Source organism: Polaribacter sp. 2305UL8-11 (assembly GCF_058147165.1).
In genome coordinates this window covers 304346-325307 of the sequence record NZ_JBYVJW010000001.1, presented here as the reverse complement: position 1 = coordinate 325307, position 20962 = coordinate 304346, and the positions used below count along the sequence as shown (strand labels likewise).

At 30.5% G+C, this 20962-nt stretch carries 20 protein-coding genes; 8 read left to right on the top strand and 12 right to left on the bottom strand.

The window, feature by feature from the left end; translation table 11 throughout:
• Positions 1–3: 3 nt before the first annotated feature.
• Both fabF and ACY2RW_RS01540 read right to left on the bottom strand, forming a co-directional pair.
• On the bottom strand, positions 4–1257 hold the full coding sequence (gene fabF / locus ACY2RW_RS01545) for a beta-ketoacyl-ACP synthase II (RefSeq protein WP_490120924.1): 1254 nt from the start codon (positions 1255–1257) through the stop codon (positions 4–6).
• A gap of 7 nt (positions 1258–1264) precedes the next feature.
• The gene (locus ACY2RW_RS01540) at positions 1265–1501 is read right to left on the bottom strand and encodes an acyl carrier protein (RefSeq protein WP_004569249.1); all 237 of its coding nucleotides are present in this window, start codon (positions 1499–1501) and stop codon (positions 1265–1267) included.
• 172 nt (positions 1502–1673) lie between these two features.
• Here ACY2RW_RS01540 and purN point away from each other — a divergent pair, with 172 nt between their 5' ends.
• Together purN and ACY2RW_RS01530 are read left to right on the top strand one after the other, a co-directional pair.
• Positions 1674–2246 (top strand): phosphoribosylglycinamide formyltransferase, encoded by a 573-nt coding sequence (gene purN / locus ACY2RW_RS01535; protein ID WP_490120923.1) that lies wholly within the window; start codon positions 1674–1676, stop codon positions 2244–2246.
• Positions 2239–2874, top strand: coding sequence for a ribonuclease H1 domain-containing protein (locus ACY2RW_RS01530; protein ID WP_490120922.1), 636 nt, complete (start codon positions 2239–2241; stop codon positions 2872–2874). The genes purN and ACY2RW_RS01530 overlap by 8 nt, the downstream gene beginning before the upstream one ends.
• Positions 2875–3102: 228 nt before the next feature.
• On the opposite strand, the gene ACY2RW_RS01525 is transcribed toward ACY2RW_RS01530, so the two are convergent.
• Genes ACY2RW_RS01525 through ACY2RW_RS01515 form a run of 3 tightly spaced genes read right to left on the bottom strand, consistent with a single transcriptional unit; the run spans position 3103 to position 6842 of the window.
• Positions 3103–5736: a carboxypeptidase-like regulatory domain-containing protein gene (locus ACY2RW_RS01525; protein ID WP_490120921.1), complete on the bottom strand. Its 2634-nt coding sequence runs from the start codon at positions 5734–5736 to the stop codon at positions 3103–3105.
• On the bottom strand, positions 5736–6572 hold the full coding sequence (locus tag ACY2RW_RS01520) for a GLPGLI family protein (RefSeq protein ID WP_490120920.1): 837 nt from the start codon (positions 6570–6572) through the stop codon (positions 5736–5738). The genes ACY2RW_RS01525 and ACY2RW_RS01520 overlap by 1 nt, the downstream gene beginning before the upstream one ends.
• 57 nt (positions 6573–6629) lie before the next feature.
• The gene (locus tag ACY2RW_RS01515; RefSeq protein ID WP_490120919.1) at positions 6630–6842 is read right to left on the bottom strand and encodes a hypothetical protein; all 213 of its coding nucleotides are present in this window, start codon (positions 6840–6842) and stop codon (positions 6630–6632) included.
• Positions 6843–7347: 505 nt separating this feature from the next.
• On the opposite strand from ACY2RW_RS01515, the gene ACY2RW_RS01510 reads away from it, so the two are divergent.
• A complete protein-coding gene (locus ACY2RW_RS01510; protein ID WP_490120918.1) occupies positions 7348–7653 on the top strand; it encodes a helix-turn-helix domain-containing protein in 306 nt (101 codons plus the stop codon).
• 121 nt (positions 7654–7774) lie between these two features.
• Here the strand turns inward: ACY2RW_RS01510 and ACY2RW_RS01505 are convergent, their stop codons facing one another.
• The 5 genes from ACY2RW_RS01505 to ACY2RW_RS01485 form a co-directional block, all read right to left on the bottom strand.
• Complete coding sequence (locus ACY2RW_RS01505; RefSeq protein WP_490120917.1) at positions 7775–8515, bottom strand: succinate dehydrogenase/fumarate reductase iron-sulfur subunit; 741 nt, start codon at positions 8513–8515, stop codon at positions 7775–7777.
• Between the two features lie 80 nt (positions 8516–8595).
• Positions 8596–10593 (bottom strand): fumarate reductase/succinate dehydrogenase flavoprotein subunit, encoded by a 1998-nt coding sequence (locus ACY2RW_RS01500; RefSeq protein WP_490120916.1) that lies wholly within the window; start codon positions 10591–10593, stop codon positions 8596–8598.
• Positions 10594–10605: 12 nt separating this feature from the next.
• The gene (locus ACY2RW_RS01495) at positions 10606–11283 is read right to left on the bottom strand and encodes a succinate dehydrogenase cytochrome b subunit (protein ID WP_490120915.1); all 678 of its coding nucleotides are present in this window, start codon (positions 11281–11283) and stop codon (positions 10606–10608) included.
• Positions 11284–11436: 153 nt separating this feature from the next.
• Positions 11437–12051 carry a DUF6973 domain-containing protein gene (locus ACY2RW_RS01490; RefSeq protein WP_490120914.1) on the bottom strand — a complete coding sequence of 205 codons (615 nt, stop codon included), beginning with the start codon at positions 12049–12051 and terminating at the stop codon, positions 11437–11439.
• Between the two features lie 58 nt (positions 12052–12109).
• A complete protein-coding gene (locus ACY2RW_RS01485) occupies positions 12110–14938 on the bottom strand; it encodes a WD40/YVTN/BNR-like repeat-containing protein (RefSeq protein ID WP_490120913.1) in 2829 nt (942 codons plus the stop codon).
• A gap of 388 nt (positions 14939–15326) precedes the next feature.
• Here ACY2RW_RS01485 and ACY2RW_RS01480 point away from each other — a divergent pair, with 388 nt between their 5' ends.
• Positions 15327–16667 carry a DEAD/DEAH box helicase gene (locus ACY2RW_RS01480; RefSeq protein ID WP_490120912.1) on the top strand — a complete coding sequence of 447 codons (1341 nt, stop codon included), beginning with the start codon at positions 15327–15329 and terminating at the stop codon, positions 16665–16667.
• 119 nt (positions 16668–16786) lie between these two features.
• Entirely contained in the window at positions 16787–18076 is a 1290-nt protein-coding gene (locus ACY2RW_RS01475) for an aminopeptidase P family protein (protein ID WP_490120911.1), read from the top strand.
• A 192-nt stretch (positions 18077–18268) separates the two neighbouring features.
• On the opposite strand, the gene ACY2RW_RS01470 is transcribed toward ACY2RW_RS01475, so the two are convergent.
• Entirely contained in the window at positions 18269–18619 is a 351-nt protein-coding gene (locus ACY2RW_RS01470) for a toxin-antitoxin system YwqK family antitoxin (RefSeq protein ID WP_490120910.1), read from the bottom strand.
• 149 nt (positions 18620–18768) lie between these two features.
• Here ACY2RW_RS01470 and ACY2RW_RS01465 point away from each other — a divergent pair, with 149 nt between their 5' ends.
• From ACY2RW_RS01465 to ACY2RW_RS01455, 3 genes are all read left to right on the top strand, one after another.
• Positions 18769–18969 (top strand): dodecin family protein, encoded by a 201-nt coding sequence (locus ACY2RW_RS01465; RefSeq protein WP_207970761.1) that lies wholly within the window; start codon positions 18769–18771, stop codon positions 18967–18969.
• A gap of 73 nt (positions 18970–19042) precedes the next feature.
• The gene (locus ACY2RW_RS01460; RefSeq protein WP_490120909.1) at positions 19043–19396 is read left to right on the top strand and encodes a DUF1304 domain-containing protein; all 354 of its coding nucleotides are present in this window, start codon (positions 19043–19045) and stop codon (positions 19394–19396) included.
• A 68-nt stretch (positions 19397–19464) separates the two neighbouring features.
• Complete coding sequence (locus ACY2RW_RS01455; RefSeq protein WP_490120908.1) at positions 19465–20271, top strand: mechanosensitive ion channel family protein; 807 nt, start codon at positions 19465–19467, stop codon at positions 20269–20271.
• A gap of 3 nt (positions 20272–20274) precedes the next feature.
• On the opposite strand, the gene tsaB is transcribed toward ACY2RW_RS01455, so the two are convergent.
• A complete protein-coding gene (gene tsaB, locus ACY2RW_RS01450; RefSeq protein ID WP_490120907.1) occupies positions 20275–20961 on the bottom strand; it encodes a tRNA (adenosine(37)-N6)-threonylcarbamoyltransferase complex dimerization subunit type 1 TsaB in 687 nt (228 codons plus the stop codon).
• Position 20962 lies beyond the last annotated feature (1 nt).

The following is a 20962-nucleotide window of genomic DNA, read 5'->3' as shown; positions in this document are numbered from 1 at the left end:
CGTTTACTCTTCTAACTTTCTAAAGGCAACACAAGCGTTATGCCCACCAAAACCAAATGTATTACTCATAGCTATTTTAATATCTCGCTTTTGAGCTTTATTTAAAGTTAAATTTAATTCTGGATTAATATTTTCATCTATGTTTGTATGATTAATTGTTGGAGGCACAATACCATTTTGCATTGCTAATATAGAAGCAATAGATTCTATAGCTCCTGCAGCTCCTAACAAGTGACCTGTCATAGATTTTGTAGAATTAATATTTATGTTTTTAGCATGGTCACCAAAAACAGCTGAGATTGCTTTTAATTCTGCAACATCTCCTAGAGGTGTAGAAGTACCATGTGTATTGATATGGTCTACATCTTCTGGTTTAATTCCTGCATTTTCTAAGCAGTTTTTCATCACAGCTATTACACCAACTCCATCTGGATGTGGTGCAGTCATGTGATATGCATCAGAAGACATACCTCCTCCAATAACTTCTGCATAAATTTTTGCTCCTCTTGCTTTAGCATGATCGTAATCTTCTAAAACAATAGCACCTGCTCCTTCACCTAATACAAAACCATCACGTTCTGCATCAAAAGGTCTAGATGCGGTTTCTGGACTTTCATTTCTTGTAGATAAAGCATGCATTGCATTAAAACCACCTACTCCAGCAATAGCAACAGCAGCTTCTGAGCCACCAGTTACAATTACATCACAATATCCTAAACGAATATAGTTTAAAGCATCTATCATTGCGTTTGCAGAAGATGCACATGCAGAAACAGTGGTGTAATTTGGCCCCATAAATCCATTTTTAATAGAAATATTTCCTGGAGCTATGTCTGCAATCATTTTTGGAATAAAGAAAGGGTTAAATCTTGGTGTTCCATCTCCTTCTCCAAAGTTTAAAGCCTCGTTTTGAAAAGTTTCTAAACCACCTATACCTGCACCCCAAATTACGCCAACACGTAATTTATTAATTTTTTCTAGATCTAAATTTGCATCTGCAATAGCTTCATCAGAAGCTACCATTGCATACTGCGTAAATCGATCCATTTTTCTAGCTTCTTTCCTATCTATGTGGTCAGTAGCTTTAAAATCTTTTAATTCACATGCAAAACGAGTTTTGAACTTGGCAGCATCAAAGTAAGTGATAGGTGCTGCTCCGCTAACTCCGTTAACAAGGGCGTTCCAATATTCTTCAATATTATTACCAATTGGCGTTAATGCGCCAAGTCCAGTAACTACAACTCGTTTTAACTGCATATAAATGTTACTTTTTTGCCTCTTCTATATAGCTAACTGCTTGACCAACTGTTCCAATATTTTCAGCTTGATCGTCTGGAATTTGAATATCGAATTCTTTTTCGAATTCCATAATTAACTCAACAGTATCCAAAGAATCTGCTCCTAAATCGTTTGTGAAGCTAGCTTCTGTTGTTACCTCATTATCGTCTACGCCTAATTTATCTACGATAATAGCTTTTACTCTTGATGCAATGTCTGACATAATTTTTTTGTTTTTAAAATTTTAATCGGGGCAAAAATACAAATCTTTATAATTATATCTAATTTTTGTCCGAAAAATGATTACTAAATGTAAATAAATTTTTTGAATCTCTCTACAAAAGCAATCAATTTGTTAATAATTATTCCTTTTTTTGTACTCTAGAAATGTAGTTATGAAGCGTATTGTTATTTTTGCATCTGGTTCTGGAACGAACGCAGAAAACATTATTAAGTTTTTTAATCATACTAAAACCACTAGGGTTACTAATGTACTTTGTAACAATGAGCATGCCAAAGTGTTTGAAAGGTGTAAAAATTTAAAAACCAGTTGTTTACATTTTAATAAAGAAGATTTTTATACTTCTGATAAGATTCTTAAATTCCTTAAAAAAGAAGCCGATTATATCATATTAGCAGGCTTTTTATGGAAAATTCCTGAAAATATTATTGATGCTTTTCCTGATAAAATTATAAATATTCACCCTGCATTATTGCCAAAATATGGTGGTAAAGGTATGTATGGAATGCATGTTCATAAGGCTGTAAAAGAAAACATGGAAACAGAAACTGGTATTACAATTCATTATGTAAATGCCAATTATGATGAAGGAGCCATTATTTTTCAGGCAAAAACTCCTGTTTTAGAGACAGATAGCCCTGAAAAAATTGCTGAAAAAATTCATATTTTAGAGCAACAGTATTTTCCAAGGGTTATAGAGGATACAATTTTAAGTGTAAATGAGTAAAAAAAAGTTTTACGTAGTTTGGAAAGGAAGAAAAACGGGTCTTTTTACTTCTTGGAATGCTTGTAAACGACAAATTGATGGTTTTGAGGCTGCTCAATACAAATCTTTTGTAAATTTAGATGAAGCTGAATTAGCAGCTTCTAAAAAATATGAAGATTATAAAGGAAAAAACACTAAAAAACCAACATTAACTGTTACTGAAAAGGCAAAATATGGTACTCCTATTTTAGAAAGTATTTCTGTAGATGCTGCTTGTAGTGGAAATCCTGGGAAAATGGAATACAGAGGTGTTTTAACGCATAATAAAAAAGAAATTTTTAAAAAAGGGCCTTACTTAAAAGGAACCAATAATATTGGCGAGTTTTTGGCTTTGGTGCATGGTATAGCTTTATTAAAGAACAAAAACAAAGAAGATATTCCTATTTATTCTGATTCTAAGATTGCCATGAGCTGGGTTAAGCAAAAGCGATGTAAAACCAACATTCATTTTGATGCTTCTAACAAAGACCTATTAGATTTGATAAAAAGAGCCGAAAAATGGTTACACCAAAACACCTATAAAAATCCTATTTTAAAATGGGAAACCAAAGCCTGGGGAGAAATTCCTGCAGATTTTGGAAGGAAATGATGAGTTGGGAGTTGGAAGTAAAATAGTTAAAAGTTTACATCACTGCAAACTATTGACTGTAGACTGTAGACTGTAGACTGTAGACTGTAGACTGTAGACTGTAGACTGTAGACTGTAGACTGTAGACTGTAGACTAAAACCTACAAATTATACCCAATACTAAACATAATTATTCTTGGTAAAATAAAGGTTCTTGTATCTGAAATTAAACAGTTTTTAAAGTTTTTGTTATACTGAAAACCTTATTTTAAATAATACCTGCCTTATTCTTAAAATAAAATTAGATTCCAAATAACTAAAATTATTAATATTTACAGTTCTGTAATTTTCTGTGTTAAAAATATTATTCCATTGTATTTCAAAATCAATATTTTTTTTACTCCAAGTATAACGATATAATAAATCTGCAAATAAATTTTTAGTGTTTTCAGAGAATAAATTATTCTTGATAAGTTCAGTTTTTAAATTTAAGTATTGATTTTCTTTTGGGTAAATGTTAATATTGAATTTATGAAATTGTTGAGTTATCGTTTGATTTTTCTGTTCTTGGATTTGATTGTTTGAAAATTGAAAAGTAGATGTTAATTCTGTATTTAACCAATCAGTAATATCGATATCTACCTTTCCGTTAAAACCCCAATTTTGATTAGATATATCTGTTATATCAGAATTCAAAATTTGCTGAAAATATTGTAAACTATAATTGGTACTCATAGTTATATTAGTGTTTATTGAACTAATATATTTACTCGCTTTGGTAGAAAAATTATGAGATTGTCTTTTATTATCTTGTTCAATAGCTTGAAACTCAATTGCGCCATTATTTAAAACTTGTGTATTGTAAAGTAAGTTATTATTTGTTGTTGTATTTGAATAAGTCAAATTTAAAAATAAAGCATTAATAGGATTTCTATAACCGATAAATGCAGAATAATTAATAGTTTGTTTTTCAGGTAAAGGTGCATCTATACGTTGTATGTTTCTATAATTTAGCAAGATGTAATTATAATATACTTGATTTATAGTCCCAAATTGATTGCTAAAACTGGCGGATGAAGCAATACGCCAAAAATTAGTGATATCATAATTTAAAGAAAAGCGTGGTTCAAAAGTTAATCGATTTAGGTTTTGATTTCGAAATAAAGGTTTGTCTTCTAATTGGTAGTTCTGAAAATTAACTGGCATTGTCAATTCCATTCTCCATTTATATTTTTTATATTGTGTTTTTAAATTAAAATACAATTTGGCACGTCTCCAATCTAAATTGTTGTCAAAATTTGAGATTTGATTTGTGTTTGATGTTAAAATTTTACTTTTTAAATCTTGCTGTTCTAACTGAAAACCAACTTTAGGGCTAAAACTGAATTGTTTCCAACCTTTTGTAAAACCTAAAGAGTTATTAGTATAAAACGTATTAAGTTCAACGTTTTGAATAACTTTTTCATAAGCATTACCATTATTTAATAAGTCGTTAAACTGACCTGAATGAATAATTAATGATTGTGGTGTTTTATTAAATCCTATATAAGAATTTAATGAAGCAATCTGTTTACCAATTGAGAATAGAGTTTTAAATTTATTTTTTAGTTTAAAATATCTATTACTTAAATTTTGACCAATATTACTATTATTGAGTTGAATATTACCTTGTTGACTATCCCAAAACCCTTGAAATTGTAAACTGTTTTTTAAAAAGTTTTTATTAGTATTCTTTTGAAGTGTTAGATTTGTTTCTAAAGTGTTTATGTAAAGTTGGTTATATTTCTGCTCAAATAAATTAATAGTGTCATTTGAGGTGAAAAATTGAGTATTTGTAACTCCATTTTGTTGTTGATAATCATTAATGTAAGAAACATTTAATCGCAATTCATAATCGTTTTTTAATTTTTGCAAATAATTAGTAGTAATTAAATGAATGTTGTTATCTAACCAACGTTTTTCTGAAAAATTAGGTGTTTGAAGTTTTTGAATAGATAACCAATCTTGTTTTTCATTATTACTTTCAAATTGTTCTAATAAATCTTCAATTGTTAAAGTTTTTAATTGTGAAGCCACATCGTTTCCAGTATTATTAGATTGATAAGAACTTAACATTTGTTTTTTCTTTGAAAACAGCATAGCAGTTATATTGGCATTCCAAAGTAAAGGAGATAATCCACTACCAATTTCTGCTTGACCTGTAAAAGTGTAATTGCTTTTAAGTTTTATATTTATAGCTGCTTGGTCTGAATAAACCAAGCTATCTAACATTTTTATAGGTTGATGGTTTTCTAAAACCTGAACTTTAGTTACTTCTTTATAGGGTAAATTTTTGTTTGCTAAATTATATTTACCTTCTAATAAATCTAAACCTTCAATGTAATATTTATTAATAGGCTTACCCTGATATAATATTTTCCCATTATCTAAAACTTCAATCCCTGGCATATTCTTTAGAACATCTGCAATAGTTCTATCTTCTTGTTTAGAAAATGCACTAACAGAATAATTAATAGTATCTCCTTTACGTGAAATTGGAAAAGACTTTAAAATAACTTCTTTTAATTGTGTTATCTCTTCTTCTAAAACAAAATTTAAAGTTTGAGTTTTATTTTCAATAATTTTGGTAACATTTTTAAAACCCATTGACCTAATTTTAAGTTGAACTTTTTCTGTTTTAGAAAATATTCTAATTGAAAATTCTCCTTTATTATTAGATATACTATAGTTTAATGTATTATCTGTATTTAATAGCCTAATTGTTACACTAACACCAGAAATTGGTATACCTTCTATAGTTTTTAATTTACCATTAACTATGCTTTGAGAAAAACTAAAAATTGAAAAAAGAAAAAATATACCAAAACTTATAAATAACTTCATTAATCAATAATTTCTATAGGGTTATATGGTATTTTTTTGAAATTTGCACCTCCTCTAATAGTTCCTGTAATAAAATTTTCAGGCTTTTCATAAAAATTTCTTTCAGCTTTAAAAAAGTTTTCTTTTGATGTTTCTATTGTGTTTTTTTTAATTGACTTGTAAATTTCTTTTTGTTCGTTATCCACACCAATAGCTATAAAATGGAAGTTTTTTTTATCATCATACAACTCTAAAATTAAACCTGGTAAATTACCGAAAACATAAGGACCTAAATTGATTGGTATTTCTTCTGTATACCAAGCTATCCATTTTCTACCTCCATAATTTATAATTGCTTTTTTTACTTTATAATTTAAAATTGTTTTATTTCCTTTTACAAGCTGCCAATTTAAACTATTTTTTTTCTCTTTATACTCATAATTTTTTTTGTAAATTTTACTTTGAATTGTTAAGGAGTTATTTTTTAAATCTTTAAAAATATTTTTTTTAAATCCTATTTTCTCCCTTACAGCGAGTAACTTATTTAATTCAACTGCGCCTAAATTTTTATAATAGCTAAATTTTTCTTCTATAGAATCTTTTTTTAAAGTGTTAAAATCTACAAATTTTGACCAATTTTGACCAATTTGGAGTAAAGTTAAAGAAGACTTTGTTTTTTCTGTTTTTTTAGGATTTGAAATATATGTATAATTATAATAAATATTTTGTTTTGTTTGTTCTAATTTTTTTGCATTATATTCGATAGGAGGAAAACTCATATTACCCTTAATTTGAATTTGTCCAATAACGTTACTCGTAAATAAACAGAAAAATAATATTTTTAAAATTTGTTTCATATTTAATAATTGTATTTGATTAAATGTGCGCAAAATTAATTTGCGCACAAAAAAAAATTAACATCTTCCATTTGAGAAATACCAAGCATCTTCTAATACTTCTTCAAACGTTTGACCATCTGTGCATAAGTAAAAGTTATTGTCGCATTCAACCTTTACTTCTACCCAATTACCACAAACAAATTCCTCTGCAGTTGCACTTTCTTTAACATCTGTAGTTCCACTAAATGATGCTAATAAAAATGCTAATCCTAAAAATAACCTTTTCATAATTTTTAAATTTACAACCTAAATATTAGGTTAGTTATATAATTAAATTTGAATTCTATATGATTAAACAAGTCTAAAATTCTGTAAAAACTTGTAGAAAAAGCTTTACTTTTGCAACACTTCCTCTGCTTGTTGTTGTTTACTTACATAGGCATTTGTTTTAAGTTATACATTTATTTACACGGTTTTTATATTTCTTAATTCCGCAAGCGGAGGTTTTTGTTATGGATTCCTGCTTTCGCAGGAATGACAAGATAAATTTAGATTTCTCAATCGCCTAAATAGGCTTATTTCGAAATGATAATGGAGGAAGAAATTTCTCTTTCATAGCAACTTCTTTTTCCAAATTTGAGAAACATTTTTGTTACCACCAAAAAAATCACTTTCCATTTTGGATTAACGGTTTTCAGTGAGAGTAAAAATCTCACCATTTTCAGTTAGTCCAAAATGGATGGTTTATAGCATGCTTTTTTTTCCTATTTTTATATCAGAAAAAGAATACCTAATGAAAACAAGAGAAAGAGAAAGAGAAAGAGAAAGAGAAAGAGAAAGAGAAAGAGAAAGAGAAAGAGAAAGAGAAAGAGAAAGAGAAAATATTATAGAAAAATACCAAACTATTTTAAAAAAAATAGTAGAAAAAAGACAAATTTCTGGTTTTACTCAATATGATATTGCCAATGCTTTGGGTTTAACTGTAGGTGGCTATTTTAAAGTAGAGAAAGGAAAAACAAAATTAGACCTAGAGCGTTTGTTAATTATTTTAAATAAACTCGAAATTTCTCCTGAAGATTTTTTTAAAGGAATCAAATAATTTTATAAAACAAACCCCAAATCTAGATGAGATTTGGAGTTTAAAAATTTAAGTTGTCTTTTTTTTTAGATTTATCAATCGCCTAAAATGGCTCATTTTAGAATGATAGTAAGAAAGTAAACTAAATAGAAGCTTTCATTAACTCTCTATTCATTCTTGCAATGTTTTCTAAAGAAATTCCTTTAGGGCATTCTACTTCACAAGCTCCTGTGTTTGTACAATTTCCAAATCCTTCTAAATCCATTTGAGCTACCATATTTTTAACACGATCTGCAGCTTCTACTTGACCTTGAGGTAGCAATGCATATTGAGATACTTTTGCTCCTACAAATAACATTGCTGATGAGTTTTTACAGGTTGCTACACAAGCACCACAACCAATACAGGTAGCAGCATCCATTGCTTCATCTGCAGCATGTTTAGAAATCGGAATTGAGTTTGCATCTTGTGTATTACCAGAAGTGTTTACAGAAATGTAACCACCTGCATGTTGTATTCTATCAAAAGAAGATCTGTCTACAACCAAGTCTTTAATTACTGGAAATGCTGCTGCTCTAAATGGTTCTATTGTAATAGTTTCGCCATCTTTAAACATTCGCATGTGTAATTGACAAGTTGTTATACCTCTATCTGGGCCATGTGCTTCTCCATTTATATACATAGAGCACATCCCACAAATACCCTCTCTACAATCGTGATCAAAAGCTACAGGCTCTTCACCAGCGTTTACCAACTGTTCATTTAAAACATCCATCATTTCTAAAAAAGACATGTGTTCTGAAATTTCAGTTACTTTGTAATCGACCATTTGACCCTTTGTACTAGCGTCTTTCTGTCTCCAAATTTTTAACGTTAAATTCATGTTTTTTAGTTTTTGGTTTTTAGTTGTTTGTTGTTAGTTGTTGTTGCCATAAACTAACAACCATCAACCATAAACTATATTTATTTATAACTTCTTTCTTTAACTTCTATATTCTCATAAACCAAGGGCTCTTTGTGTAAAACAGCATCTTTGGGTTCTCCTTTATATTCCCAAGCAGAAACAAACTGAAATTCTTTAAGCCTTTTTGCTTCTCCTTCTTCTGTTTGGTGCTCTTCTCTAAAATGCCCACCTGCAGATTCTTCTCTTTCTAAAGCATCTTTTGCAAACAGCTCTCCTAATTCTAGGAAATCTGCAACTCTACCTGCTTTTGCAAGTTCTTCATTATATTCATTTGCACCTCCAGGAACTGAAACATTTTGCCAGAAATCTTTTCTTAAATCTGATATTTCTTGAATAGCTTCTTTTAAACCAGCAGCGTTTCTAGACATACCACATTTATCCCACATTATTTTTCCTAATTTCTTATGATAATAATCTACAGAATGACTTCCTTTATTATTTACAAAAAAGTTGATTGCATCTTTTACAGCCTTTTCTGCAGCCTCAAATTCTGGAGTATCTGTTGGTATCTTTCCTGTTCTAATATCATCTGCTAAATAATCTCCAATGGTGTAAGGCAACACAAAATAACCATCTGCCAAACCTTGCATTAATGCAGAAGCCCCTAATCTGTTTGCTCCATGATCAGAGAAATTTGCTTCTCCAATACAATAACATCCAGGTATCGTAGTCATTAAGTTATAATCTACCCAAACACCACCCATTGTATAGTGTACAGCTGGGTAAATCATCATAGGAGTTTCATACGGATTTTGATCTACGATTTTCTCATACATCTGAAATAAATTTCCATATTTAGCTCTTACAATTTCTTGCCCTAATTCTTTAATTTTTGCGTCTGTAGGGTTGTTAATTCCGTGAATCTTTGCTTGCTCTGTTCCATATCTTACAAAAGATGCAGCAAAATCTAAATACACAGCTTCTCCTGTTGCATTTACTCCATAACCAGCATCACAACGTTCTTTTGCAGCTCTAGAAGCAACATCTCTTGGCACTAAGTTACCAAATGCAGGGTAACGTCTTTCTAAATAGTAATCTCTATCTTCTTCTTTTAATTCTGTAGGTTTTAATTTACCTGCTCTAATAGCCTCTACATCTTTTAAATGTTTTGGTACCCAAATACGTCCATCATTTCTTAAAGATTCTGACATTAACGTTAGTTTTGATTGATAATCTCCAGAACGTGGAATACAAGTTGGGTGAATTTGTGTATAACAAGGGTTTGCAAAATATGCGCCTTTTTTATGTATTTTCCAAGCTGCTGTTACATTAGAACCCATAGCATTTGTAGACAAGAAATATACGTTTCCATATCCTCCAGAACCAATAACTACTGCATGCGCAGAATGACGTTCTATTTCTCCTGTTACTAAATTTCTTGCAATAATACCTCTTGCTTTACCATCAACAATAACAACATCTAACATTTCGTGTCTGTTAAACATTTCTATTTTTCCACGAGCAATTTGTCTGTTCATTGCAGAATATGCTCCTAATAATAACTGTTGACCTGTTTGTCCTTTGGCATAAAAAGTTCTAGATACTAAAACTCCACCAAAAGAACGGTTGTCTAACAAACCTCCATAATCACGCGCAAAAGGGACTCCTTGTGCCACACATTGGTCTATAATATTTGCAGAAACTTCTGCTAGTCTGTATACGTTTGATTCTCTAGAACGATAATCTCCTCCTTTTACAGTATCGTAAAATAATCTGTAAGTAGAGTCTCCATCTCCTTGGTAATTTTTTGCTGCATTAATACCTCCTTGAGCTGCAATAGAGTGTGCTCTTCTTGGAGAATCTTGGTAAGCAAATGCTTTTACATTATACCCTAACTCTGCTAAGGTTGCAGCTGCAGAACCACCTGCTAAACCTGTACCTACAACAATAACATCTATATGACGTTTGTTGGCAGGGTTTACCAAGTTTATATGGTTTTTATAATCTGTCCATTTATCTTTAAGTGGACCTTTTGGTACTTTTGAATCTAAAGCCATAATAATAAAAAATTAATGGTTTAAGTGATGATAAATTGCTATAAAAATAAATCCTGCAGGAACAATTATAGAATATGCTTTACCGAATTTCTGTAACTTTTCTTTTCTAATTGTTGATGCTCCCATAGATTGGAAAGCTGAGGCAAAACCATGTGTTAAATGCAATCCTAAAAATACAAATGCAATAACATAAGCTCCAACTCTTAGTGGATTTACGAATTTATGAACCAATTCTTCATAATATCTGTATCCATCTACACCTGCCATAGTTCCAGACCAATCTCCTTGTATAAATTTTGTATTGATTTCTGGAAACCAAAAATCGATAAAGTGTAAAACAATGAAAGCTAAAATTGTAATTCCGCTTAAAATCATATTTCTACTTACCCAAGATGAGTTTGCAGCTCCGTTGTTTTTAGCGTAAGAAACATTTCTTGCTCTAGAGTTTCTCAATTCTAAGATGAAACCCATCACAAAATGAAAAACAACTGCAAAAATTAAAACTGGTTGCAATGCAAATTGAACAACTGGATTTGAGCCCATAAAATGAGAAACTTCATTAAAAGTATCTGGACTAAAAACCGATAAAATGTTAATTGTTAAATGCTGTAATAGGAAGAACATAAGAAAAAATGCAGAAAGTGCCATTGACACCTTTCTTCCAATTGAAGATTTGAAAAATCCGCCCATTGTGAAAATTAGTTAAAATTGTGATTACAAAAATACGGCTAAAGAATTCTCAATGCAAAGAATTTACAACGTTTTAATAGGTATTTAGAATTGTTTTAAATAACTAAATGAGGCTTTTTTTGCTTTCATAAAATAAGATGTTGTTTTTACAAATTATTTCTTAGAAGACACTAAGCACTTGTTATTTTTCCATTTCCCTTTTAATTCTTCTGCAGAAATTATTTTTCCTTCACAGGTTAAAAAATTGCCCTTTTTATCTTTTTTAATAATTTTCATTTTTCCTGATTGTATGGCATTTATAATCCTATAAATAAGTCCTTTTCTTGGAACTTTACTACCTTTAGAAATTAGTTTTAAACCTTGATCGTTGTTGTATAAATCCATTTCTGATGATATTTTATCTGGCACAACACCATCTTCTAATTTGTTCTTTTTGTAAGTCAAATAATTTTCTTTTTCATGTGCCTTTCCTAAAGATCTAGCTGCTCTTTTACCCATTTCTTGCGCTAATCTCGCCATCCAATAAGCATGTCTAAAAGCATCTACTTGACCACCTGAAGCATCTCCATCTAACAATTTTGTTTTAGCAATAGAGTCTGTAACTTTCTGTACTTCTTTTGAAACTTTATACGATTTTTTTGCTTTAAATGGATGAAACAACACCCAAGTTCTTTTGGGACCAGAAAGATTAAAAAAATCTTTAATGCTTGATTGCCCATTTGTTGAAATTGAAAACACAAAAAATAAAAGGATTGCTGTTCTTTTCATTTATTAAACTTATTATTTTTACTAAAAAAGGATTAACAGATGCATTATTTTGAAATGATTATTTTATTTCAAACTCATTTTCTGCATCACCAATTTTAACTACATATTTTCCTTTTGGTAAATAAAAAACTCCATTTTGACCAGCAATTAATTTCGTTTTTTTATTTGCCTTTTCATAGTCTCTTTTTCCTTTTTTTGAAAAAGAAACATCAAAGTTAGCTTCATTATAACCTTTATCTGCATTAACAGAAATCGAATTTACTCTTACATCTCCAGCATACACATCAATTGTAGTTTTTCTTGATGAATTTGTATAAAATGGAATGGTAATTTCGGGTGTGTAAGCTTCTCTCCATTGGCTCCAAGAACGTCCCCAATTTCTACTTTTTCTAATATTATTTATTGCAAAAATATGGCTTGATTTTGCTAAAATAGCATCTGTCATTTTTTGAAGTGAAGCTATATTTGCCTTATACAAACTTCTTCCATGTGTTGCTACAATTAAGTGTTTTGCTTTAGGCTGAATTACCAAATCGTGTACTGCTACATTTGGTAAATTATGGCTAAGTGCTTCCCAAGAATTCCCTTGATTGAAAGAAACATACAATCCATTATCTGTACCTACATATAAAATATTTTCGTTTTCTGGGTCTTCTTTTATCACATTTACTGGTGCTGTTGGCATGTTACTACCAATACTTTTCCACGTTTGTCCATAATCATCTGAAACGTAAATGTAGGTCGTAAAATCATCAAATCTATACCCATTTAAAGTTGCATACACACGTTCTTTTTTGTGTGATGAAGCTATGACTCTAGAAACCCATAAATTTTGTGGTAGATTGTTGGAAATTCGCGTCCAATTACCTCCTCCGTTTTTGGTTACGTTGATGTATCCATCATCTGAACCTACATAAATTAAACCAAATTGAAACGGACTTTCAGAAATTGAGGTTAATGTTCCATAAGCTACATTTCCTTTTTTACCTCCAGTAGTTAAATCACCAGAAATGGTTTCCCAATCATCTCCTTGATTTAAAGAACGATGTAATTTATTTCCTCCTAAATATAAAATATCTTGATTGTGTTTTGACAAATAAATTGGAGTTTGCCAGTTAAATCTGTAAGGAGTTTCACCTAAGGTATGTTTTGGTTGAATATATTCATTTTTGCCTGTTTTTCTATTAATTCTGAAGTAATTTCCAAACTGATAACCTGTATACACAATGTTTGCATCTCTACTATCTACTTGCACTTGCATACCATCTCCACCCATAATAGATTCGTACGGATTTTGACCACTTTGTTGCCAACCTTTGTTAATTCTTGCATTGTGGTCTGCAACCCAAACTCCATTATCTTGCAAACCTCCATATACTTTGTAATTTTTTTGATTGTCTGCAAAAACCGAATAAAATTGCCCAACAGCAGGATCATTTAATTTAATCCAATTTTCTCCATCATCATAAGAAAGATTTAAACCACCATCATTTCCGTTTAAAATATGTCCCGATTTTTTTGGATTTACCCATAATGCTTGATGGTCTGAATGTACATTTTCTCTGCTAATAGAGGTAAATGTTTTTCCTCCATCTTCCGATTTTATAATAGGTACACCCAAAACATAAATTTTGTTTTCGTCTTGTAAGTCTACTCTAATTTCTCCAAAATAATAGCCATAAGAACTGTATACACCATCTAAAAAATTATCATGTGTTTTTTTCCAAGATTTTCCGCCATTTGTGGTTTTAAAAACTTCTGCACCAATTACTTGAGTGTCAAACAACATTGCATTTGCATCTTCTAAATAACTTGCCAAATCTATAGGTTTTACAGTACCTACTCTCACCATTTGTTTTACATTTTGTGCTCTGTATTTTTCTTGAAATCCATTATTTTTTAAATAGGTATTTAATTTTTTGTCTGATAATTTTAGGAAATCACTAGCAGACATGGTTTTAAAATCTTCTTTTGTTAAAGCATCTGAAGGCTTTTTGTTTTTCTTTTTGGGTCTTCTAAATTGACTGTCATGCAAAGCATAAACTGTATTTTCATTAAAAACCGCTAAACCAATTCTACCCACTCCAGTTCCTGTTGGAAAACCAGCATTGTCAGAAATCTTAGTCCAAGAGCTTCCTGCATCTGTACTTTTATAAATGGCTGAGTTATTTCCATCTCCATCAAAGTTCCAAGCTTTACGCTCTCTTTCCCAAGAAGCAGCATACATTATATTAAAATTTTCTGGAGCAAAAGCCACATCTATAATTCCTGTATCTTGGTTTATAAAAAGTGATTTTGTCCACGTTTTTCCTCCATTTGTGGTTTTAAAAACACCTCTTTCTGCATTTGGAGAATATAAATGGCCAATTACGCCAACAATAACTTCATCTGTATTATTTGGGTTGATGAGGATTCTACTTACGTGATGAGAATCAAGCAAACCAACATTTGTCCACGTTTTTCCTTTGTCTGTAGATTTTAACATTCCAATTCCTGCATACGAAGATCTTGAAGAATTTTTTTCTCCTGTTCCTACCCAAATGGTTCCAGAAGTCCAATCTACTGCAATATCACCAATATTTTGTGTTGGAGAATTGTCTAAAATTGGTGTAAAAGTAGTTCCATTATTGTTGGTGTGCCACAAACCTCCTGAAGCATAACCCACATAAAATTCTGTTGGATTTTTTGGATTTACAGCAACATCTGCAACTCTACCACTCATTACAGTGGGCCCAATATTGGTAAACGCAACATTTTTTACTAAAGACGATTTCGTCATCATAGATTTTTGGTCTAAAGATTGCTGAATTTGAGTTGATTTTGTGGGTATTTGTGCCATTAAAGTTGCTGAAAAACAAATTAGAAGCAATTGAAAAAAGGATTTCATAAGAAGAAAATTTGGTTTGAATTGATGAAATTACTACTTGTAAAGTGAATATCAAAAAAATTAACAGGTTTTAGTTGTTTTAACAAAGAATTCATCCTGTAAGGTTTCTAAAACCTTGTCGGTGTTTTTAACCTTCTTTTTTTTATACCTACAAGGTTTTGAAAACTTTGCAGGATATTTGTAAATAAGCAATTTGCGTTAGGGATAGAGCGACCTGTTTGAGCTCTTTTTTCTTTTTCAGAAAAAAAGCGAGTAGTGAAAGCCCGTTAAAACGCCCAAAAAATAATGAAATATTTATTCATACCTACAAGGACTTAAAGACCTTGCAGGAAAACGTATCTTTGCCCAAAGAAATCGCTACATAAAGCGTGTTTTGTAACTATTATTTATGACATTTAAAGATTTAGGTTTATCTGCAGCATTGGTAAAAGCAGTAGAAGAGAAAGGATACACCAAACCATCACCCATACAAGAAAAAGCGATTCCACATATTTTAGAAGGCAAAGATATTTTAGCTTCTGCACAAACAGGAACAGGAAAAACAGCTGGTTTTACCTTGCCTGTTTTGCAATATTTATCGGACACAAAACATCCAAAATATAGACCTTTACGTGCCTTGGTTTTAACACCAACAAGAGAATTGGCAGCACAAGTTTATGATAATGTTAGAGAATACAGCAAGTATGTAAACATAAAATCTGCTGTAGTTTTTGGTGGTGTTAATGCAAAGCCACAAATTGCGACATTAAGAAGTGGTGTAGATATTTTAGTGGCAACACCTGGTAGATTGTTAGATTTGCATGACCAAAAAGCTGTTTCTTTTAAACGTGTTGATGTTTTAATTTTAGATGAAGCAGATAGGATGTTAGATATGGGTTTTGTTAGAGATATTAACAAAATCATAAGTTTTATGCCAGAAAAGCGTCAGAACTTGATGTTTTCTGCTACTTTTTCTAAAGATATAAAAAAATTAGCGGCAACTATTTTAAGAAATCCTGTTGCTGTAGAAACGGCTCCTCAAAATTCGACTGCCAAAAAGGTAACCCATAAAGTTTTTAAAGTTGATAAAAAGCGAAAAACAGAATTTACCATTAAACTAATACAAGAAAACAATTGGAGCCAGGTTTTAATTTTTACTAGAACCAAGCATGGAGCCAACAGACTAACTCAAAAATTGATAAAGTCTAAAATTTCTGCAGCTGCCATTCATGGAAACAAAAGTCAAGGTGCAAGAACAAAGGCTTTGAAAAATTTTAAGGAAAATACGATAAAGGTTTTAGTAGCAACAGATATTGCTGCTCGTGGTTTGGACATTCCTTTATTGCCTCATGTAATTAATTATGAACTACCCAATGTACCTGAAGATTATGTACATAGAATTGGAAGAACAGGAAGAGCAGGAGCTGCTGGAGAAGCCATTTCTTTGGTGTGTAGTGAAGAAACTGAATACCAAAGTGAAATTGAAAAATTACTTGGAGAAGAGTTAAAATCTGCAATTGTTGCTGGTTTTGAACCTACAGATACTGCACCACCAAAAAGAGCTGCTTCTCAAAGTAAAGGTTCTTTTGGAAAGAAAAACAACAGTAACAGTTCTAATAGAAAGACATCAAAAAATAGAGATGCTGAAACAAGTTCAGCACAGAGAAGAAAACCAAATTTTAAAGGTAATAAACCTACAGGTACTACTTCAGGACGTAGAAGAACTGGTGCTCCTAAAAAGAAGCGTTAATAGTTTTTATGTTCCTATTTAGTAATCTTTTAAACTCAATTTTGAAATTTTACTATTTCACTTCTCGTTTCAAGTTGGTGTTTAGATTTCTTACCTTTGGGTTTTAAACATTATTCAATATGAAATACAATCCTATAGATTCTCAATTATTTATTAAGAACCGTAAAAACTTTGCTTCGCAAATGCAGCCAAAAAGTATTGCTGTTTTTAACTCAAATGACATTTACCCAGTAAGTGCAGATAGCACAATGCCTTTTGAACAACACAGAGATATTTTTTATTTGTCTGGTGTAGACCAAGAAGAAAGTGTTTTAATGTTATTTCCAGATTGCCCAAATCCAGAATTAAGAGAAGTATTATTTGTTAGAGAAACTAATGAACATATTGCTGTTTGGGAAGGAGAGAAATTAACCAAACAAGCTGCAACTAAAACGAGTGGAATAAAAACGATTTATTGGTTGCAAGATTTAGAAAAAGTGCTTTTTGAAATGAGCACGTATGCAGATACGTTTTACATCAATACCAACGAACATTATAGAGCCTCTGTAGAAACAGAAACTAGAGAAGATCGTTTTACAAAATGGTTATTAGCAAAATATCCTGCACACTCTGTAGCTAAAAGTAACCCTATTTTGCAAAGATTACGCTCTGTAAAAGACCCTATTGAATTAGAGTTGATGCAACATGCTTGCAATATCACAGAAAAAGGTTTTCGTAGAATTTTAAATTTTATAAAACCGGGTGTTTGGGAATATGAAATTGAAGCAGAATTGTTGCACGAATTTATTAGAAATAGATCTAAAGGATTTGCCTATACACCTATTATTGCTGCTGGAAATAATGCCAATGTGTTGCATTATATAGAAAACAATCAGCAGTGTAAAGAAGGCGATTTAATTTTGTTTGATATTGCTGCTGAATATGCCAATTATAAAAGTGATTTAAGTAGAACTGTACCTGTTTCTGGTCGTTTTTCAGATAGACAAAAAGCAGTATATAATGCTGTAAATCACGTAAAAAAGGAAGCTACAAAATTATTAGTTCCTGGAACTTTATGGAAAGAATATCATGTTGAAGTAGGTGATATTATGACAGCTGAATTATTAAAATTAGGTCTATTAGACAAAGCTGATGTACAAAATGAAGATAAAAATTGGCCTGCTTATAAAAAATACTTTATGCATGGTACAAGTCATCATATTGGTTTAGATACGCATGACTATGGATTATTACACGAACCTATGCAACCCAATATGGTTTTTACTGTAGAACCAGGTATTTATATTCCTGAAGAAGATTTTGGAATTCGTTTAGAAGATGATGTGGTTATTCAAGAAAAAGGAGAACCTTTTAATTTAATGGGAAACATACCTATTGAAGCAGATGAAATTGAAGATTTAATGAATTAAAACAATTCTATCTTAAAAATTATATCAAAAAAAAGAGGCTGTCTGAAAAGTATTAAAATTTGTCATTTCGACTGTAATGGAGAAATCTTATTCACTCAAAATCAATTACATAGATTTTTCGACTTCGCTCAAAATGACAGATAAATTAACTTTTCAGACAGCCTCTTTTGCTACTCAAAAGAAGAGTGTTTTTTATTTATTAGCAGCTATTTTAGCTTCATGTTTCCATAAATTTACATGAACAACTGCATTGTTATCATAATTAATTTCTTTTAAAGATTCTTTGGTCCAAACAAACCACTTCCCAACTTTTTTACCATTATCATAAAAAGCCATTTGAGTTTTGTTCCCAGACTTGTCAAAACGAACCCATTTACCTGTTAATTTTTTATTTTTAAAATAACCTTGTGTACTTATAGAACCGTCTTCATAATAATAAGTTGCTTTAACTAAATCTCCTTCAGCTTTGTAAGTAGGTTTCTTTTCTTGAGAATATGCTATTGTAACTGCAAAAAGCACAATAAGTGTAAGTATATTTTTCATCTTTTTTATAGAGTTAACGTTATACTTACAAATCTATGTATTTTTTTACAATTACGCAACATTTTGGTAACATTAAATTAACATTGGAGTTTCTTTCAAATAAATTTGATATATTTACTGTAATATAAATTTAAATAAATTGTAAGATTATGGCAGTAATGAAAGTTATTGAAGTGTTAGCAAATTCTGAGAAAAGCTGGGAAGATGCTACAAAAAAAGCAGTAAAACAAGCTTCTAAATCAGTTAAAAACATCAAGTCTGTATTTGTACAATCGCAAAGTGCTGTTGTAAATGGTGATGATGTAACTGAATTTAGAGTAAACCTAAAAATTACTTTTGAAGTAAATTAACCTATTTACACTAACTACTATACTATAAAGCGATTTGATACATTATTAAATCGCTTTTTTAATTTCTTACATTATGAATGCTCTTCAAATATCAATTGTACTTCTAGTTGCTCTTATACACATTTATATTCTATATTTAGAAATGGTTTTGTGGACAACCAAAAAAGGAATAAAAACATTTGGATTAAAAGACAAACAATTTGCAGAAGAAACAAAAGTTATGGCAGCCAATCAAGGTTTATACAATGGTTTTTTGGCAGCAGGTTTAATTTGGTCTTTTATTTCTGATGCCTCTAATATTGCTATATTCTTTTTAACATGTGTTGCTGTAGCTGGTTTATATGGAGCTTTTTCTACAAAAATAATTCGTATATTATATATTCAGACTATTCCTGCAACTCTAGGATTAATTTCTTTACTATTATAATACTCTAATTTTTTAATGTTCTACAAGAAACGAGTATTTTTGCTACTTCATTTATAAAAAATAATAGTATGGAAGCATATATCGAAAAATTAAAAGAATTACTAGTAGAGTACACTCCAAAAATATTAATTGCCTTAGCTATTTTAATTATTGGTTTGTTTGTAATAACCATAGCTGTTAAAACTTCTAGAAACATAATGAAAAAACGTGGAGTAGATGCTACTTTGCAAAAGTTTTTGGGTGATTTAATAGGATGGACTTTAAAACTGTTATTATTTATTACTGTAATTGCTAAATTAGGTGTAGAAACTGCGTCTTTTGCGGCTATTATTGCAGCAGCTGGTTTAGCTGTAGGTTTAGCTTTACAAGGTTCTTTAGGTAATTTTGCTGGAGGTGTTTTAATTATGATTTTTAAACCATTTAAAATTGGTGATTTAGTGGAAGCTCAAGGTGAAATTGGAGTAATAAAAGAAATTGAAATTTTTACAACCAAATTAACAGGATTATCTAATAAAGAAATTATCATTCCGAATGGAAGTTTATCTAATGGAAACATTGTAAACTATTCTACAGAAGGAACTCGTAGAGTAGATTTGGTAATTGGGGTTTCTTATGATGCAGATATTAAACAAACTAAAGAGGTTTTAATGAATATTTTAACTTCTCATGATAAAGTTTTAAAAGACCCAACTCCTGGGGTTACTGTTTTAGAATTAGCAGATAGTTCTGTAAATTTTGCAGTTAGACCTTGGTGTAAAACAGAACATTATTGGGATGTTTATTTTCAGGTAACAGAGGCTGCCAAATTAGAGTTAGATAAAGCAGGAATAGAAATTCCATATCCACATAGAGTAAATATTAACAAATCTGAATAGTTTTTAAAAGATTGGTTTCTTTTTCTTTTCTGGAATAACCACAAAATCTTTTAAATAAAAAGGTTCAAAATAAGCGACATCTTCGATGTCGTTTTTTTTGTATTTATCATAAGATAATTTAGCCATTTCTTTAGCTGATGGAAACTTATCATCTATAAAAATGGCATTTTTATGTTTGATAATTTCTTTGCATTTATGAGCCCCATCTCCTAAAAAATAAACATTGTTATTTTGCAAATATTCACCAAAAGAATTTTCATGAATAATTTCTGCTTTAATTTCTCTTACTTGTTGGTAATTCTCACTGTAAACAGCTGCATAAACCTCCATTCTTCTTGCATCTAACATGGGTATTATAATTCCGCTTTCTACAGAAATAGAATGTGCTAAAGAAGTTAAGGTTTCTAAAGAAATTAAAGGTTTGTCAAAAGCAAAACAAAGTCCTTTTGCAGCAGAAACTCCAATTCTTAATCCTGTGTAAGAACCTGGGCCTTTACTTACAGCTACTGCATCTATTTCTTGGGTAGTAATAGTTGCTTCTTTTAAAATAGCAACAATAAATGGGTGTAATACTTCTGCATGAGAATAATTACCATTATTTAATTCTTTTATTGCTAAAATCTCACCATTTTTTGCAAGACTTACAGAGCAATTTTTTGTTGCAGTTTCTATATTTAAAATAATTGCCAAT